This is a genomic window from Pseudobacteroides cellulosolvens ATCC 35603 = DSM 2933 (assembly GCF_001262605.1).
Classification (GTDB): Bacteria; Bacillota; Clostridia; order Acetivibrionales; family DSM-2933; genus Pseudobacteroides; species Pseudobacteroides cellulosolvens.
The window spans coordinates 2,103,599-2,122,984 of sequence record NZ_LGTC01000001.1 but is presented as its reverse complement, the minus strand read 5'-3'; the positions used below and the strand labels follow the sequence as shown (position 1 = coordinate 2,122,984).

Annotated in this window: 14 protein-coding genes and 1 pseudogene; 12 read left to right on the top strand and 3 right to left on the bottom strand. The window is 35.1% G+C overall.

Annotated elements, in window-relative coordinates:
* Positions 1–31: 31 nt before the first annotated feature.
* The 7 genes from Bccel_RS31360 (at position 32) to Bccel_RS08585 (ending at position 9,018) form a co-directional block, all read left to right on the top strand.
* Complete coding sequence (locus tag Bccel_RS31360; protein WP_242856997.1) at positions 32–514, top strand: hypothetical protein; 483 nt, start codon at positions 32–34, stop codon at positions 512–514.
* Positions 514–1,197 carry a Wadjet anti-phage system protein JetD domain-containing protein gene (locus Bccel_RS08605; RefSeq protein ID WP_242857070.1) on the top strand — a complete coding sequence of 228 codons (684 nt, stop codon included), beginning with the start codon at positions 514–516 and terminating at the stop codon, positions 1,195–1,197. The genes Bccel_RS31360 and Bccel_RS08605 overlap by 1 nt, the downstream gene beginning before the upstream one ends.
* Positions 1,175–2,749, top strand: a complete 1,575-nt coding sequence (locus Bccel_RS08600; protein ID WP_036937907.1) for a hypothetical protein — start codon at positions 1,175–1,177, stop codon at positions 2,747–2,749. Before Bccel_RS08605 ends, Bccel_RS08600 begins: the two co-directional genes overlap by 23 nt.
* Positions 2,749–3,462, top strand: a complete 714-nt coding sequence (locus tag Bccel_RS08595) for a DUF6063 family protein (RefSeq protein ID WP_036937905.1) — start codon at positions 2,749–2,751, stop codon at positions 3,460–3,462. Before Bccel_RS08600 ends, Bccel_RS08595 begins: the two co-directional genes overlap by 1 nt.
* A gap of 4 nt (positions 3,463–3,466) precedes the next feature.
* Positions 3,467–7,888, top strand: a complete 4,422-nt coding sequence (locus Bccel_RS08590) for a coiled-coil domain-containing protein (RefSeq protein WP_036938278.1) — start codon at positions 3,467–3,469, stop codon at positions 7,886–7,888.
* Between the two features lie 95 nt (positions 7,889–7,983).
* Positions 7,984–8,136: a hypothetical protein gene (locus Bccel_RS30185; protein ID WP_154673436.1), complete on the top strand. Its 153-nt coding sequence runs from the start codon at positions 7,984–7,986 to the stop codon at positions 8,134–8,136.
* A gap of 60 nt (positions 8,137–8,196) precedes the next feature.
* A complete protein-coding gene (locus tag Bccel_RS08585; RefSeq protein WP_036937901.1) occupies positions 8,197–9,018 on the top strand; it encodes a DUF5685 family protein in 822 nt (273 codons plus the stop codon).
* A gap of 104 nt (positions 9,019–9,122) precedes the next feature.
* Here the strand turns inward: Bccel_RS08585 and Bccel_RS08580 are convergent, their stop codons facing one another.
* The gene (locus tag Bccel_RS08580; protein ID WP_036937898.1) at positions 9,123–10,577 is read right to left on the bottom strand and encodes a dockerin type I domain-containing protein; all 1,455 of its coding nucleotides are present in this window, start codon (positions 10,575–10,577) and stop codon (positions 9,123–9,125) included.
* Between the two features lie 357 nt (positions 10,578–10,934).
* Between Bccel_RS08580 and Bccel_RS32540 the strand changes: the two are divergent.
* From Bccel_RS32540 to Bccel_RS08565, 4 genes and pseudogenes are all read left to right on the top strand, one after another.
* Positions 10,935–11,150: pseudogene (locus Bccel_RS32540) on the top strand (cellulose binding domain-containing protein); the annotation flags it as partial.
* Positions 11,150–11,305, top strand: a complete 156-nt coding sequence (locus Bccel_RS30180) for a hypothetical protein (RefSeq protein ID WP_154673435.1) — start codon at positions 11,150–11,152, stop codon at positions 11,303–11,305. The pseudogene Bccel_RS32540 and the gene Bccel_RS30180, both read left to right, overlap by 1 nt.
* A gap of 5 nt (positions 11,306–11,310) precedes the next feature.
* Positions 11,311–11,598 (top strand): alpha/beta hydrolase, encoded by a 288-nt coding sequence (locus tag Bccel_RS08570; protein WP_036937893.1) that lies wholly within the window; start codon positions 11,311–11,313, stop codon positions 11,596–11,598.
* 4 nt (positions 11,599–11,602) lie between these two features.
* Positions 11,603–12,268 carry a histidine kinase N-terminal 7TM domain-containing protein gene (locus Bccel_RS08565; protein WP_081926781.1) on the top strand — a complete coding sequence of 222 codons (666 nt, stop codon included), beginning with the start codon at positions 11,603–11,605 and terminating at the stop codon, positions 12,266–12,268.
* A 68-nt stretch (positions 12,269–12,336) separates the two neighbouring features.
* Here the strand turns inward: Bccel_RS08565 and Bccel_RS08560 are convergent, their stop codons facing one another.
* On the bottom strand, positions 12,337–13,077 hold the full coding sequence (locus Bccel_RS08560) for a carbonic anhydrase (protein WP_036937889.1): 741 nt from the start codon (positions 13,075–13,077) through the stop codon (positions 12,337–12,339).
* Between the two features lie 263 nt (positions 13,078–13,340).
* Here Bccel_RS08560 and Bccel_RS08555 point away from each other — a divergent pair, with 263 nt between their 5' ends.
* Positions 13,341–14,564: an EAL and HDOD domain-containing protein gene (locus Bccel_RS08555; protein ID WP_036937887.1), complete on the top strand. Its 1,224-nt coding sequence runs from the start codon at positions 13,341–13,343 to the stop codon at positions 14,562–14,564.
* 24 nt (positions 14,565–14,588) lie between these two features.
* On the opposite strand, the gene Bccel_RS08550 is transcribed toward Bccel_RS08555, so the two are convergent.
* Positions 14,589–19,319, bottom strand: coding sequence for a S8 family serine peptidase (locus Bccel_RS08550; RefSeq protein ID WP_050753286.1), 4,731 nt, complete (start codon positions 19,317–19,319; stop codon positions 14,589–14,591).
* Between the last annotated feature and the right edge of the window lie 67 nt (positions 19,320–19,386).

Sequence of the window (19,386 nt, the reverse complement as noted above, 5' to 3'; positions counted from 1 at the left end):
AGGAATGATTTAAGGAATATATAAGCCATGGATGATGGCAGTCAGGTTGGAAATCTATTCAATCGGGCTGCCATTTTGTTTGTTCTTTTCCAGAAACCCATTATTTGATATAATGGGTAATGATTTATCAATTATTGTAAAGGATTATCAAATGGAAGACATTATTTATAATATAATTGAAAAACAGACCAAAAAGGTTATTGATATATGTGAAATACTAAATGATGCTGAAAAACGATATGGTTCTGAGGTGTTTGATTTAAAGGGCGGCTATGGCTTTTTTTCTTCAGTTATCAAAAAATTTTGTGATATAGGTATTATTACTCCTGTAAAATCATCGGGAAGTAATGGTCGCAATCCTTCTCTGCACAATAAATATAAAATTCTGTCCGGCAAAGAAGTATCTTTTAGCAATGAACTAATGCATGAGCTGCAATCCTTGCACCCCAAGCTTGATAAGGGTACTATTACAGAAATCCCAAATGCTATAAGGAGGATAGATGTTATATATTGATGTTGTCAAATTACATGATTGGAAATTCAGCCACTGAGTCTCTAAAATATAGATGCACTATGAATGAAAGATCCTTTGAGATATTTAATAACGAAAAGTTTTTAGGGGCAGAAGGGAAAGTGATTTTAAAAAGGCTTGGTTTGTCACTGCAGGAACTTAATTGTTACAAGACTTTGGAAGCCTTTTTTTATATACGTTTTGGAATTGAAGAGAGTCTGAATATTTTAATAATTGAGAATAAGGATACATTCTACTCAGTGCTTAAGTATCTTGAAAGGAATCAAGATAAGAGAATTGGCGGAGTTAAAATCAATATGCTTATCTATGGCGAAGGAAAGAAGATAGTGAACAGCTTCAGCTTTATAAACGAAGTGGCCATGGGGACGCCCATTGAAAAAGTATATTATTTTGGTGATCTAGACTTTGAGGGTGTTGGAATATTTAATTCACTGGCATCAAAATTCGGGAAACACCTTGTTGTTCCCCATGTTGCACTGTATAAGGAATTGCTTTTGGTATCAAAGGAACCGCCCCAATTAAGAACCAGACAGAATGAGCTTTACATGGAGCTCTTTTTGATGTACTTTGACAGTGAGAGTAAGGATAGAATTGAAAAGATATTATACTCAGGAAAATATATTCCCCAGGAGGCGTTAATATTTGGAAGATATAAGGGGTTATGAAGGTGCTGCAGGTGACTGTCTTAAAGGCTTCAGGCAAAGGATGGAGAGCCTGGCACCATTTATACATTTGTCCCGGAAATTGTCGGGTTTCCAGAAGTACAACCATATTGACATGGTTTCGGTAGGCTTTTCGGTGCTGCTGTTTATTCTGGAGAACATGCTTATAGGCCGTGAAGAGTGCAGTATTGAAGATATAGCAAGTTTTTTGCAAAACGTCATAAAACGCTGTTATGATTTGAATCTTACACAGGAAGAATCAAAAGAAATGGCTTTTTATATAAGGGATTCCATATCAGGAAGCGGTGGTGAGACAGTTGAGTTTAACTACATGAACCTTGAGAATGGAACGGGAGAGTCAATTCCCGTTAAGCTTATAGATACTTCATATTATGAAATTAAAAAATCCGCAAGGTATAAGCTTACAGATCAGGGAATGGAAATGCTCTTTAAAACAAGGGAAATATTCTCGGAATTCAGGATAAACGTAACGCAGATGTATCTTAAACAGCAAATAGAAAAGGGAATTTTTTCAGGAGCACTCCAGACTGTTAATGAGTTAAATTTACAGGTTAGGCAGCTGCGGGAAAAACTTGAAAACCTCCTCCTTAACATACGTCAGAATGTTCTTGGTATTGATTTTGAAGAGCTTAAGTTATTGTTTATGAAGATAAAGGAGCAATTTGAGTCCGAGAGACGTGAATTCCATAATATAAGAAGAATACTTAAAGAACAAAGACAGGCAATTGAAAAGATAAACTATAATGATATTGAGGAAAAGGAGCTAAAAAGTCTCGAACAAATAAAGATTCTTAGTGAAAGACTTGGTGTTACAACATCTGAGCATGACAGGCTTTTTAAGGAGAAGCTTGATATTGTAGGAGAGTATTTAAAGACTATTGAACTCAAGCTTAGGCAGGGTGTGAGCGAGTATATAGATTTTGAAAAGAGCATATTTGATGTGCTTATGATGAAAAATCATAATTTAGATCCGCTGGCAAGCATTCTTTCTCCTATTTTTACAAATACATCCCGGAACAAGGTCTTTAATGTATTCAAAGCCCTTGATCCACAAAGGATCAAAAGTGATATGGAGGAAGTGAAGGAGAATATTGATATTGATGTTTTGGTTGAAGAAAGGGAAAAGGCGGAACGACAAGAAAGAGAGAAAAGGGATAAGAAAGTTATGTCATACCTGGAAGCTATTCTAATGGAAGCATATAGCCAGGGTGAATCCAAGCTAAGCTCAGCATTAAAGAGGTTGGATGATGAGTTGTACAGGTCGGCATCCTTCGATTTTGATTTCTATAGTCTGATAGTGATACTTCATCAGAATAAGGAAATAGATTTTGATGAGCTTCAAGAGATTCTTACAAAAATGGTAAGAGATACTTCTGCATATAACATAAACATTTACTACCTTTTTGATAAATTATTTAAGAAAAGACCTGAATCAAAAGAACTAAAACGCTTTTTGCTGTTGTCTTCAACTAAAAAGATATATTTTGAGAATGGAAATGAGATAACTGATTTTGTAATTAAGGGGGTTAAATAGTGGAGAGTTTATCACCGGATTCGGTAAGAAAGGCTTTCAGCTTGTATATGAATCTTATTGAAAAGTCAAAGATAACAAAAAAAGATGATCCGGAGGGATTTTTAGCCTTTGAAGATCCTGAAATTTCATTCATCACAAGAATTTTTGAGGAAGAAGCCGGAATAATGATTTTAAGGTCGGGAGATACCCTTTATTTTACTCCAAGGACAGACAATAAATTTTTAGGTTTTACCAATGAAGAGTTAAGGGATAAGATGGGATTTTCCAATAATTCCGAGCTTTATATCAGTTACCTTATAATACTATCTATTATAATTAAGTTTTATAATGGAGAAAACTATAACAACAAAGTACGGTCAATGCTGAAGGTTGAGGAGCTCGAAGGGTTTATCACCTTGAAACTTGAGTCGTTTAAGGCCATGGAAAATGGGGAGCAGAAGGACGAGGAACTGAACTTTAATTTCAGTACTATTTCCAGACTGTGGTTAGAGCTGCCTACCTATGATGAAAAGATAAAGAGTTTTAGCCAATCCAAAGGTACTAAAATAAGCTTCATATATAGGACTCTAAAGTTTTTGCAGGAACAGGGTCTTATAAATATGGATAATGACAGTGAGATATATACCACAGAAAAATTAGATACAATGGTTATTAGCTATTATCCGGAAAGTTCAAGAAAAAAGGAAATTCTCTCATTCCTTGAAAGGATATGATTCTATGCCTCAGATAAACAGATTTAGAATTGTAAATTTTAGATATGATGATGATAAAAAATACATTGCAAATGAGATTTATGAGTTTGATGGCAGAAATGCACTTATAAATCTTGAAAATGGAGGAGGAAAGAGCGTCATACTCCAGTTGGCACTGCAATCGGTTATGCCCAATACAAGCATTGGAAGCAGAAACTTTTCCGATTATTTTAAGGTCGGCACTTCACCTACACACATAATGGTTGAATGGAAGCTTGACGGAACCAGGGCAGAGTATCTTCTCACAGGCATATGCATTTCCAAGAATGCAGATGGTTTAAGATATTATACTTACACCCAAACCTATACATTGCCCCATGATATTGATATAAAAGGTATTGAGGCAGTGAGCAGGGATAAACAGGTTATTGGCTTTTCAGAGTATCACAATTATTTAAAAAGGCTTTCTACAGAAATGAGGATTCCTATAAATGTTTATTCCAGGGATCGTCAAAGGGATTATAGAGAAAGACTTCATACATTTAATCTCTTTCGGGAGGAATTTGGTGCTATTAAGATAATTAACCAGGCTGAGGGAGGAATTGACAAATTCTTTGAAGATGCCAGAAAATCAAGAAATGTAATAGAAAAATTGATTATTCCAAACATTCCTCAGGCTGAAGGTGAATACTCAGGTATACTTGCAGAAACCTTTAAAAAACATATTGAAAACCTCAAAAACATTCCACTGTATCAGCATAATATTAAGATGTATGATGCTTTTTGCAGTAAAACAGCATCGTTAATCAATAATCTCGAGGGATATGGCACTAAAGTTGAGGAAATCAACAATGCCGGACGGGATATACTGGCATTTGATAACCTTCTTGGCATTGGAGTAGACAGGCTTATTAATGAATGTGAATCATTGATGGATAATGACAAAGGTTTTGCTGCAATGATAGAAGAGCTTACCTATAAAAAGGTTAGCCTGGATTATCAAAAAAAGCTGATGGAGCTTGAAGAAATTAAAACAAGGCATGAGAGAAAAACAGAAGAAATAGCTCTGCTGGTAAATGAAATTCATGAAACTGATAGAAAAATTAAATATATTAATTCAGCTATTGCCTATAAAGACATGCTTGAATGCCGATTGATACTGTCGGAGCAATATGGAAAGCTTGAAACCTTAACCAGGGAAAAGGATGATATATACAGGGAGTATCAAAACTGTATCTATTATGCATACAGTTTGCTTTGCGAGGAGAAGAAGGAAAAGGATAAAATATTAGATGAGTTGAACCTCAAGTATATGGAACAGCTCAATGAAAAGAAGGAACTTCTGAACAAGCTTGAAAAAAAGAACATAGATAGGGATAGTATCAGGGATAGCTTGTCGTCAATAAATACAAGACTTCAGGAAGCGAGGGAAAGATATTCAAAAATCACAGCATATTTTGCCAAGGATATGACATTGCTGGTTGAACCCTCTGAAGGTCTTCAAAATATTAAAAATGAAAAAGAAATGCTTTTTAATAAAAAGGAAACTTACATTGGAGAAATAGACAGGTGGAATAATTCCAACAATGACTATGTGATCAATGAAACAAGAATAAAAGAAGCATTGGCCTCGGAAAATGAAAAGAAAAATAATAAGGAACAGGAGTTGGAGAATTTCCACAAAAGGTTTTCCAGAATTAACAGGGAATTGTCAATGTATGAAATAGAGGGGGATGTCTATAGTATACATGGCTCTGAGCTGCTAAATGCATTAAAGCTAAAGGCAGATAATAAGCTTGGTGAAATTTCAGGAAAGTATCATGAACTGATTAAAAGGAAAATTCTTTTTGAAGGTTGTGAATACTACGTTCCTGATATTGAGGTTAAAAAGGTGTATGATTTTCTAAAGGGCAACGGGGTAAGGTGTATACCTGGAAGTCTCTGGCTCAATAATCAGAGGGAGGACTTAAGAGAAGCACTTTTACACAAAAATCCCCTTTTGTGCTACTCCATTGTTGTCGAAAAGAATGAAATGGAAAAAATAAAAGGCTTCATAAAAGAATTGCTTGATATGGTTGAGAGTTTTCCTGTTACATTTATTGCTGATACTGAAGAAGGCATTATTACCTCCGGAGAGTATAGTGACAAAGAATCCAAAGGATTAGACAGGGTTGGAACAATGGAGGCCTATGTGCTATTTTCAAAAAACAATTCATTTTCTATTCAGCCCCAGCTTTTTAGCAGTTATTTAGCAGGAATGGATAAGGATATTGGAAAAATAAAAGATGAGTATGAGGCTATAAAAAGGGATGTTGAGAAGATAACCGGACTTATGGAAAGATGCGGGCAGTTTATTGAAATGTATCCGGAAGGCTACCTTAAGGAAACGGAAAATTTTATTGATGCTACTTTAGATGGAATAAGGAAAAACGAGGCGGCGTTAAAGGATTTTGCTGGAAAAAGAGAATTAATTGCTAAAAAAACTAAGGAGAACCAGGAAAAGATAAAAAACATTGAAGAGATTATAAACGAAAAGGATAAGGATATAGAGAATCTTAGCTTATATATTGAGCTTGGCAATAAAATAGCTGAACTTGACAAAATTTACAGGGAGGAAGAAGGAAAAAGGCTCAAAATAGAGCAGGACAAAAATTCCATATCAAGCAGCATAAATGGTATTTCTAAAGAAATTGAGAATACAAAATACAAGATGGATTCCATTTCTCAAAAAAGCAGGGATAGAATTAAGCTGATGGATGACATTTCCATGAAGCTGACAATAAAGGAATTATCAATGGAAATAACGGGGGTCCTGGATGAAGTTTTAAAAAGGGCTGAGGGGCTTCATAAGAAAATTGATGATAGCAGCGAAGAATCAATAAGAATGATAATTGATATGCAAAAGAAAAATGTAAGTGATAAACAGAAATTCATACAGATAAATGGGTTTTACGAAACGGACTTTATTGATGGGATTATAGATTATACAGAAGAGGAATTAAAAAACGAAACAAAGCTTTATAATGAATTATCAATGAAGAAAGATGCAGCATCTGAAGAGGAACGTTCTCTACTGGTTGATGAAAAAACTCTTGAGGGAAAAGTGGATCAGATCAGGAGTGATATAGAAAAAAGGTTCGGTCATGTTCCATATGAGTTCCAACATATTGAAGGGGTTGACATATCCTCTTTTAATGCCCAGATAGATGCAGTTAACAAAAAGAAGACAAGAAATCTAAAGGCTATTGATGAAAAGGAAAAAAGAAGGATCAGACTATTGGAATATAAAGGAAGACTGGATGATTATATCAGTGAAAAGGATATAAAAATCAATAGTGATTCAAGGGAGAATATGGACAGCTTTACCTATGGTGGGGAATCGTTTTGTATTTGGGATATACTACAGCTTCCGGTTGAGAATATTGCTGTTGCCGCGAAGGGTTTGCAAAAGCAGTACCTGGATTTGACCAGGATTATATCCGATATGCAGATGGATATCAATAGGAGCTATGATGAGCTATATAAGGAATCGGATTGGGCTGAAAACATAACCATAAGAACAATCCTTGAAAACATTATAAAAAAGGACATGTACAATTATAAATACGTTAAAAGCCTGTTTGATGATATCATTTTAAGTGTTCAGAATATGAAAAATGCAGCACAATTTCAATTGGAGGAGTCGTTAAGGGACAAGGATGAGATCGTTGAACGATGCTTTCAAAAGGCGGAAGCGATATATGATGAGGTTAGGACTGTTGACGGCTTTTCAAAAATCAAACTGGATGGAGCCATGAGAAAAACAATACTTATTGAGGCACCTGCTCTTCATCCGGAAGAAGGAAAAGCCCTTATGACAAGATATATTGAGGTATCCATAAGTGAGATTGAAAAAATGAAATCCGAAGGGAAGTATGATCCTGCAAGGATTGATGATGAAATAGCAAAAATCATGTCGCCGGTGAGATTGTTGGATGCTGTCACAAATTTAAATGAGTATTCTATAAAGGTTTATAAACCGGAATCAACTTTGGGGGCATCACGTTATATACCTTGGGAGGTTGTTATTAACTGGTCGGGAGGAGAAAAACTAGCTGGATTTTTTGCTATGTTCATATCTATTATATCGTATCTTAGATATAAAAAGACTGGTTGGCAGGGCTCAAGTAAGGTGATATGGATTGATAATCCTTTTGGACAGGCAAATGCAGATTATCTGTTGTCCTATATATTTGATCTAGCGAAGGCTACAAATACACAAATGATATGTCTTACAGGACATATGCAGGTGGATATATACAAGCAGTTCGATGTGGTATACAGTCTCATTCACAGGATGCTGGCAGGTATGAATATGAGTGTTATACAATCCAAGCTCGTTAAATCACAGGGAGAGCTTGAATCTGCATCCTACAGGGTTAAGCATGAACAGATGACACTGTTTTGAAATTGTAATCAGTGATATAATTAAAAGAACGATTAGTGGTATTTTGTGGTAGGTCAGTAGTGCAATATAATAATTGAGTAGGGGAGTGGTTGATAATGAAAATTGCCATAATAATTATTATTGTTTTGTTTTTATTAGGTATGATTTTTTTGATACTAAGAAGGAAGAGAAAGGACTGTGAATGTTGTGGTTGCTTTGACTGCTGCGACTGCTGTGAATGCTGCGATGGCTGTGACTGCTGCGACTGAGATTGTAATTAATAATTATAGTGTTAATCACATTCGTTTACATAATCAAAGGAGAAAAAAATGTTTGGATATGTTCGATATAGTAAGCCAGATCTTACTTTCAGGGATTTCTACAAGTACAAGGCGTATTATTGTGGTGTGTGCAACAGCATAAAAAATAATTTCGGCCAATTGGGAAGGCTTGCTTTAAACTATGATATAGTCTTTATGGCGTTATTGTTATCTGCTATCTACGATGGTGATGACAAGTTCCAATTTGAAAAATGTATGCTAAGTCCATTTAAAAAAAAGAAGATTATTCTAAATGAATATACTGATTATTGTTCAAGTATCAATGTATTGTTTTTTTACTTCAAATTGCTTGATGATTACAAGGACAACAGATCTTATCCATCCCTTTTATTCTCGAAGGTGCTTTATAAGAATTACTTGAAAGTTAAGGACAAATATCCTCATAAAGAAAAGATCATGCGGTATGGAATGGAAAAAATTCATGAGTTGGAAAAATCTGACAGAACAACCTTAGATGAAGTAAGTGAGGTTTTTGGAGAAATATTGGGAGAAATGTTTGTTTATGATTCTAAGTATGAGCAGTTTATGTTGTTAAGAGAGATAGGCTATAATCTGGGCAAGTATGTTTACTATCTGGATTGTATGGATGATCTTGAGGATGATGCAAAAAGAAAAAGATTTAACCCATTAATTAATTCTTATGAACATAATATAGAAAAGCGAATTGATGATTTAATAAATAGAATTGAAAATCTAACTATTCAATTGGATATAAAACATTCAAAAGGAATAATATGCAATATTGTCAGCCAAGGACTCCGGAATAAATCGGATGCTATTATAGCGAAGATCAACAAGGGAAGAGGATGATACTGAAAGTATAAAAAATAGCCATCAACTTTTGGTTGACGGCTTTCAATAATGAAAAGGTACACTATTTATTGTATCTATAGGAAAAGATATAGCGAAATTAATTAAGGTGTTATGGATGTTACCTCAAATCTGGGCTTTAAAACCTCGACTTTTATAACATTATTATCCCAGTCTTTGCAAGTAAATTCATTGATCTGGAAAATGTCACTTCCAATTGCACGGTTTACAAACGGAATATCAGCCTGTATTGATATCAATCTTCCTGATTCCTCACCAGCTCCGGAATTTTTATAATCTGCAAGTTTTGTATATGATTTATTAATCGACAAAATCTTGTTATCTGTATCATTGTTTGTCTCAACGACAGGGTCATATTGGAGATTAGCCAATAAATTGTCGTTAGGAGATCCGGTTAATTCTTTTCCAATTATTTGTGCCGTATACCTATAGTTTAATTTGAAGCTGTAGCTGGCAATATTCTTAAGGTAATATCCGTTAATATCGAAGATAGGAGTCCTATTATAAGAAAGATAAATTGTCTCGCTAGGGCTTTTAAGCTCAATATAGGGTATCTTCGGGTAAACGGTATAATCACTTGCTGACTTGCTGAAGTTTTTGGCAGCTAATACTATATCGTTCATATTTACAACACTATCTCTGTTGAAATCTGCAGTATCAATAAAGCCTTCAGTTCCTTTACTGAGATTGAAGGTTTTTGCCATTTGAATTACATCGGACATATTAACCGAGTTATCATTATTGATATCTCCACATAACATTATAGTATATGCACCATTCTGGCTTGTATTTAACGTGCCTGTTATAAAGCCGAGGTCTATGCTTCTTTCGATATAGCCAGGCTTGCTTATTTTGATATTATAGAATACTTTGTTGCTGGAGGATGTACTGAAGGAGAAATATCCTTCCGAATCTGTTGTTGCAGTAGCCGCACCACCATTAATGGATACTTTGAAACCACTGCGGTCTATATCACTGCTTGCTTTAAATTCAGGTGCAACATAGCCATATATCCTACGTTTGAATAATCCGGCTGTTGGTGGCGGGACGCTTGAAAAGGTGACAACATCGCTATAAATCGTTTGGGCATTTTCGCTGTCCAGATCAATTAATGCAGCTCTAAAAGAATATTTAGTATTATAACTTACATAAAACAATTCATAGCTGTCAACTGAAGAAAAGTTATCTGCGTTATAGGTCCTGTATATATTGGTTTTAGTTATTTTATCAGGAGCATCACTTTTCCAGTATTCATAGAAAACAGCAAATTTCTTTCCCTTAAAGTCATCAGGAATTTTACAGTTTAATATGGCGGATTGATAAGTATTATCTGATACATATGCACACCCACTAAGGAGCGAGCTTGTTGGTGTTGGTGTAGGTGTTATGTCTGTAAGTGCAGGTGTTGATGTAACAGGAACAATGGTATTGTCTGCTGCAAAATCAGATGCAGCATTGCTGACTGAAAATGCTGTGAATAACGTTGTGAGTGCGGTGGCTGCCAACAGTGTGAGAATAAGCTTTTTGTTATTTCCCATAAATAAACCTCCTTAATTACAAATTTATTTATTGTTAACTATATTTAACGGACTATATGTAAATCATACAATACTGTCCGTGAAATGTCAAACCAAATTTACATGAATAATTAAAAAAATGTGCTTTTAATAAATACTATTGTCTAAAAGAAGTGATAAACTGCTAATAATTTTGTAATGAACAACAATTGTGAATATGATGATCATAATAATAGAATTGTTTATATGATAACTCTTTACAGTTCGATATCTATAAATTAAAAGGGGGTTTTGAAATGTACAAAAAAGTAAAAAGTATTAATGCTATTATTGTTATTATTGCTGTAATGTTATGGAAGTGAAGATAACGATAGAACTGGAAATTTGGATCAGTGGAAGCTTGAATTTGATTGGAATGTTAAGATTATATCAATATGGAATGCTAAGATTGAAAGCTCTGAGAATAATCATTATGTATTGTCTTATTTGAAGCATAATATGGTAATTGCTCCTGGCTGCAGCATTACCATAGGTTTTATAGGTAAATATGATGGCTGTTCTTTCCGGTTAAAAAGGCAAAAGGTACTATTATAATGCTCCATGGGTATGGAAGTACTGCACTTTGGGAGTCTGCAAAACTAAAATATCTCATAGATAATGGGTATCAGATTCTATCCTATAATGCAAGGTACTGGAATTACTACAAGACGCCTGAGAAGTATATTGAGCTATCGGTAATGATGTTTTAAAGATCTTGAGAGATGAATATGGTGATAAATCAGATATACTCGATCCACTGGATATGTTTCCGTCTCCATATATTAGTGCTATGGCGAAAATTAAAAAGCCTGTACTTTTTATCCATGGGCTAAAGGACTCTATTCCTGTAAGTGAAGTAGAAACACTCTATAATGCGGTATCTGGACCTAAGGAGAAATATATTTTTGAAAACTCAGGACATTGCGATGCCATGTATACTTCGGATAAAGAAGATTATGAAAATAAGGTGCTGGCGTTTTTGGATAAATACTTTATAAAATAAACGAATAAAAAATTCTCTCTATCGGTTTGTTTTCTGCTTATATTACACTAAAAGCAGGTTGATACAAAATGGCTTAAGTCCATTAAAGCTGATCCTGATTTTCATACCAAATCTACCTATATTATTTTTATCTTACAATGACAGATATGGTTTTTATTCATATATGGAACATGGGCTTGTACATTATTCCTACGGTTTTTGGATTCATATTTCTCTGCAAACAGTGTATTACATATTTGGAGGTTTAATTCTTATCAAGTTTGCCAATTCAAAATCTAAATATGTAAGAAACAGGACTCTATTAATATTATTTGGGGTGCTGCTTTCAATAGTTGTAACACTCATTTATTACGGGTTAAATTTGCATTTTTACTTTAGCAATATGGATATAGTACCTGTTGCATTGGTAATTGGCCTTTTATTCACAGCGATTGCACATTTAAAATATAGATTTTTAAGAATGCTTCCCATGGCTTTACCAGATATTGTTGAACATCTTCAAGAAGGAATTGTGATTTTGGATTATGAAGGTACAATAGCGTATTATAACAATATGTATTTCAGACTCTCTCGAAGCATCTGCATATCTTCCGCAATAAGGATTCTAATCATAATTTATACTCCATGGGTTTTATTTATTGATCATAATAAACATTTTAATAATTCCTAAAAGTAGGACTAATTCCTTTTATACAAAAAGCAATTAGTCCCATATCTAGATTTTTATGTATGATGTTATTAACCTTGGAAACTTACAACGCCAGTATCCAAATGATATTTTGCACCTACTACCTTAACTTTGTTTTCTTTTTCCAGTTTTTTAATTATTGGATCATTTTTTATCTGTGCTACTGAATTCTTTATGTTTTCATTTTCGCATGCTTCACATAGTTTATCATTACCAGTGCAAGTATGTTTGGCTTTTTCCAGAGACGGTTTGATTTTTTCAACGATGTCTTTTATATTTCCTTCAGCTTCACCGCCTTCAACAGCAGCCTTTACAGCACCGCAATTATCATGTCCCAATACAACAATAAGCGGAGAGCCTAAATGCTCAACGCCATATTCAATGCTTCCAAGCTCAACGGGGTCTATGACATTGCCTGCATCCCTTATTACAAATATATCTCCAAGACCTTGATCAAATAAAGTCTCAGGAGGAACACGTGAATCCGAGCAGGTAAGTACAACAGCAAAGGGATGCTGTCCGTTGCTAACCAGATCTTTGCGTTTACTGGTTGATATATCATCAGAAAGTATCTTGTTTGATTGGAAACGTTGATTGCCTTCTTTTAGCAACTGCTCGGCCATGTTATAGTCAATTTTTTCAGGCCTTTTATAAAGTTCGTTAACAACTTTAGGGGAAGGTGACTCTTTTGAAGTTTTACCGGATTCAGAGCTTGTACAACCTGAGAGCATTGCTATGGATAATGCTGTTGTTAAAGATAAGGTTGTTAGTTTGATTGTTGTTTTATTCATTGTATGACCTCCTGGTTCTTTCCTAAATGTAAATTATCAAAACTATTAATATAGATGATCAGATAAATAATACATTATGAGGAAATTTTTTTCAATAGCTCATATCAGAAAAAATATTAATAATGAAATTATTTGTAATATGCTTATTTAAATATCATTTTGAGCCGATAGATTATGTGGGGATTTAGGTGGTATATATTATTTGAGAGTATATTATTTAGGTATATTAATTTTAAATATTAATTAAAACAAGGAGAGCTACTATGCCTCTGTTATTTGCCAGACAGCCAATATTTGATAAAAAGAACAGCATATATGGATATGAACTTTTGTACAGGGATGAGGCAGCTAATAACTCTTTCAATAATGTGGATGGAGATATGGCCACATCAAATGTTATGGCAGCTGGTTTTCTGTCTATGGGAGTGAGTTCCATAGCGGGAAAGAAGAAGGCTTTTATTAACTTTACCCATAACATGTTGCTGCAAAAGGTAGCCACATTATTTCCAAGTGATCAGATAGTTGTTGAACTCCTTGAAACAATAGAGCCCACAAAGGAAATTATAGATGCATGTAAAAGCCTTAAATCTCATGGCTACACTCTAGCTTTGGATGATTTTATTTTTAAACCGGGTTATGAACCTCTAATTGAACAGGCTGATGTGATTAAGGTTGACTTTATTCTCACTAAGTCAGAAAATGAGAGAAAATATATTGTAAACCACTTTGGTAATGGTAGAATAAGGTTTCTTGCGGAGAAAATTGAGACAATAGAAGAGTATCATGAGGCAGTAAGGTTGGGATATACATATTATCAAGGCTATTATTTTTCAAAGCCAATGATTTCACAATCGAAGGAGATTCCGCCTGCCAAAATAAATCATTTAAAGCTTATGCACATACTGCAGGAAAATGATCCTAAATTTGAAGATATAGTTAATGTAATTGAAAAGGACGTTGCTTTTTCCTATGAAATATTGAAGATAGCAAATACAGCATATTACTATCGAGGTAATTCCGTTAAGTCGATAAGACAAGCTTCGATGCGTATGGGGCTGGACGAGCTGCGTAAATGGGCTTACATTACGGTATTGAGGAAAATAGGGGATAATAATAAGGACGAAATTGTTGTTATATGTGCCCAAAGGGCTAAGGCTATGGAGTTTATAAGCCGGAAGATAGGCTTGGAGCAAAGAAAGACAGAACTTTTTACAATGGGGATGCTGTCCATGATTGATACCCTGACAGGTTGTATGATGGATTTAATACTGTCCCAATTGGATATTCCTAAAGATATAAAAGAAGTCCTTTCCGGCAAATTAGGGGATGACAAAGTTTCGTTATGCTATAAGCTAATCACTTCATATGAAAAAGGTGAATGGAATACAGCTAATAGTTTATGTGAAAAGCTTGGGATAAAAGTTGAAGATATTGCAGATGCATACTTTAAAGCTATAGTATGGGTTAACTGCAGTGATTGTATTTAAGGAACGACTAAAATATTATTTATGCTACTTTACAAAACCTAAACTGTTATCAATTATTTTAAATACTTCAGCTCTTGTTATATATTTATCAGGCCTGAAGGTTGAATCATTATAGCCGTTAAATATGCCAAGTTCAGCTCCTTTCCCAATATAATTTATTGCCCATTGTGGTATTGATTTTGCATCTTTAAAGTTTATCGGGCCAGATGGTGCATCATCTTTATAACCCAGTGCCCTCATGATGATAACCGCCATTTCCTTTCTTGATACATTATTCGATGCCCTGAAGGTGTTGTCATTATAACCTTGAATAATACCTTTTCTGGTTAGTACATCAATGTACCCTAAAGCCCAGGAGGGTATTTTTGCTTTATCTGTAAATTTTATATCTGGGTTTTCGCCAGGTGCAAGGTTTAGCATTATGACTATAAGCTTGGCTATTTCTGCCCTTGTGATTTCTTTATCGGGACGTATTGTTTTATCCGGATATCCATCAATTATTCCTTTTGTCAAAAGTGCTAATATGCTGTCTTTAGCCCAATGACTGGAGATATCGGTAAAGGCAGCGGGCTTATGCTCGGTAGTAACCGGCTTTGGTGTTACGGTGGGGGATGCTGCAGAAGATGGAACTGCAGATGATAAACCTGGTTTTATACTGGGGACAGGCACGGTAAGGCCGCCTGGGTTCGGTGAAAATCCAGGAGATGCAGAGGGCTTAGGCAAACTTGTACCTTCAATAAGGGTGAGAAGTGCTTTGTTTTGGCTGTCCGGCCCCACAGATAGCTTACCATTAAAGTCAAAATCCTTCAAGCTGCCTGTTGGATTATAAAAGCCATATTCCTGATATCTGTTCTCGGAGTATTTCGGGTTGTAATAAGATAAATAATATTTGCTTTCAGGTAAATATAATTGAAAATCTACCTTTGACGAGTTCTTGTTTATAGTAATCTGCTTTGAAAATGCGACTTCGAAAGCTTGTGCCTGATAATTGATTGTAAAAAATTCAATCAATAGTGGAATTTCGTTAGCTGCTGTTTGACCGGAAGGCAAAGATACTGAGCATGTGAACTTGAATCCTTTGAGAAGCTCCAAATTACAATTGGCTAAGTTCTGTGTAGAAGGATTTAGAATACTCTTTCTTTCATAATAAACGGTACTTATTGCTTGCCCTGTATAATAGCCATGAGCTACAAAATTATCCTGTTCAGTCAAGTAATCAATATAAAAGAAACCGTCTTGAGGGACTGTCATTATATACTCAGCACTATTGGAATTCTCCGGTATTGTAACTTTTGATGATACTTTCAAATCCGCTTCATTAAAGCACTTAATGTTGGTTAAGGCATCAGTGCCGAAAAATACATTTGCAACAACTTCTACATCAATTCCGTCTTTTGGTGCAGTATTTGATTCAGGCAAATACACCTTGCCTGATATGGTTCTTCCCTTGATGATTGTAAGGTTGACATTTACTGCATTCTGCGGGCTTAAATAAACTTTGGATGCATTGCCTTCGTAAGGCGTAGTGTTTCCGTTACTGTAATATCCATATTTAACATATTCGTTTTCATCAACTTGATAGCTTACATAAAGATCTGATATTGAATTGTCAGATATATTGATAAAATATTTTAATGATTTGCTTCCTTCAGGTATAACAAACTGATTAAGAAATGGAGCACAGCTGCTGTCCGCATCAGCTCCTTTTGCAGATACAAGTACATATAAGCCGCCTTTTGGTGCAGTTACACCATCGGGCAGGGAAAGAATACCGGAAATATACTTTGAGCCCGGTATTTTGAAGTCAATGTTATTCTGGTCCGATGAACTTACATCAATGAAACCTGCACTGTTCTTTTTTGATACTGTTCCAGTTGTATTGTAAAATCCTGATATAACGCAGCCTTCGGAGTTTGTTTCATAGCCTAAAACATATTTATATTTATTGTTGTTTTCAATTACTGAGAAGCTGAATGGTACACAAGTTTGGTTTTCAGGTATTACAACTGTCTTATTATATACATAATCCGGTTTATGTCTGGAATTTTTATATGCATCATCTGGAAATCCCAATTCCAAATAAACGGTAGTACCTCCTGCCGGAGCTCTGCTTCCATTTGGAAGGGATATAGTACCTGCAATAGTTTTCTTTTTAAGTAAGTTCAAATCTATATTTGTAATATCATTACCGTTTAAATTTAGTACAGAAGCAAGATCAGAATCAAACGCACTTCCATCAAAGCTGTAATAACCGGTTTTTTGAAGATTGCTGTCTTCTGAGGTTATGTAATATCCTATCCTGTAATTTCCAGATATTTCTGTTTTGGGTATAGCTATGGAGTAGTTTTGAGATTGAGAATCTCTTTTCAGTGTGATGTTGGCAGTATAAGACTTCCCTGTATCCTGTTCTGCGAAAACTTCTATTGAAAGGTCTTTTTTTAGGTTTATATCCTTCAAAGTAACCTTGCCGGATATTGTTCTATTTCCCTGATTGCTTAAGGTAGGAGTAGCTGAAGCAGATGATGGACTTGGGGTTACTGATGGCGTCGCTTCAAAGGTATATTCTGCTAAAGCTGCTTTGTTGCCATTAGGGCTTTCACCTAAAGCATATAATTTATTATTAATACTAAACAGAGAAAGGGCTGTATACATAGGTATTTTTTCTATTTTTGTCCAACTGCATGCTAAGACGTCATATTCCCATAAATCAAAGCCGGTACTATCTCCCTTGCAGCTTAGATATATTTTGCTGCCAATTGCGGCAGCTGTTGTGGAATTAATGGCTAATGGTGCACTGGCAAGAGCATTCCACTTACCTTCATTAAAATCATATTCCTCTATAAGGTTTGGATAAGCGATACCTCCCATTGAATATATTTTGGTTCCGCAAACAGTAATGGAATGAGAGGATCTGTCATATTGCATGCCGGGTAACTGTGACCAGTTGTCATTAGAGGGATTGTAAACTTCAAAAGCCTTAGAACTTAAAGGATCTTCTCCGCCTGATACATATATTTTATCATTATAGGCGACTGCAGCACCGCCTGTTCTGTTGAACAAAGCAGGAGCCTTCTCGTTTATCTTTCCGCTGGATGGGTCATATTCATATACATTTTTTGCATTGCCGGCTATAATATATATTTTATTATCAAGGGCTACTAAAATTGGCTTATGGCTTAAATCTATAATATTAGTATCTATGGTACCCGACTTTGTCCATTTGTCTGTACCTTGATCATAGGAATGAACATTACCATTGATATCAATTGCATATATTTTATCGTTTAAGGATACTTTAGATAAAATTTTATTTCCGCAATCTAATACTGATCTCATAATCCATGTACCTGGCTGGACATTTGGTGTTGGAGAAGGTGTAACTGTACTTGTGGCAGGTACAGTACTTGTAGGTGATACTGGGGGAATATAGGATTTTGCATATTCCAGGGCGTTCTTTGCGTCTACAATCCCTCCTGAAGCTATATATCCATTTAAATTGGTAAATTTGGTATTTACAGTGTTTTTTATAATATTAGATAGATCATACGCATTGAAATTTGTGTTATAGCTCAAAAGGAGTGCGGCAATACCTGATACAAAAGGTGCTGCAACAGATGTACCATAGCTGAATCCATATGAATTATTGGGAAGAGTACTGAATATGCCAACTCCAGGTGCAGCTACATCAACAAGCTGCCCATAGTTGGAGAATGAAGCCAGGCTTCCCTTGTTATTAACTGCACCTACCGAAATCAGGTTTGGAAGTCTGTAGGATGCAGGATATGAAGGGGTATTACTATTTTCATTTCCTGCACTACATACAAAAAGCATGCCTGAATTTTTTATTGCCTGTTCTAATGCATAGTTGTAATGGGTATCGCTAAAACTACAGTTCACTATTTTTACGCCTATTTTTTTTGCGTATTCAATTGCTTCCAATAAATCGCTGGTGTAGCCTGCCACACCGTTCATGAATTTTAAGGGTACAATTTTAACTCCGCTGGCGACACCTCTGATTCCTACAGAGTTAGCACCTGCCGCGATAATTCCGGCAATATGGGTTCCGTGAACATCTTCTTCTCCATCATAAACGCTGCTGTCTGAGTTTATAAAATCCCAGCCGCAATAATCATCTATGTATCCGTTATTATCATCATCATATGTATTTAGAATAGCATCCGGACTTTTATAAATTGAATCTTTAAGATCCTCATGGTTTATGTCTATTCCGGTATCAAGCACTCCTACCAGGATATTATTGTTTATTCCAATGGATTCCCATACGCTTGCTACATTGATATCAAAGCCTTGCAAGCCAGAGGTTCCGTTTATATCCTGACCGGAGTTGCCAAGACCCCATTGATTGTTAAAATAAGGATCTTGAATGCTTCCGTTTTTATATAATTTATAATCGGGCTGAACATATTCAATGTTAGAGTCATCTTCCAGCAGTTTAACGGCAGTTTCCAGCTCTTTTCTGTTAGAAAACTCAAGGGTTTCTGTCCCTGAAAGTTTATTATAATGCTGAAACTTAATATTTTTCAGCTTTTTGATAATACTATCTTTGGATAATGAATTCTTTTTTTGTTTTTTATATTTAATCAATAACCTGTTAGTGTCATTGGAGTCAGTTATTGTAACTAAAGGTGATGGGCTTGCATCATCTTTAAAATCTGAACCGGATGAGTTTGACGGAAAGCTTGATACAAGTGTGAAGAAAGCTAAAACAGTGCATAGTATTTTATTACGGTTCATATATTGTAACCAATCCTTTCATGTTACATCATTCAAACATAAATTATATATTTGTATTTATTGGGTG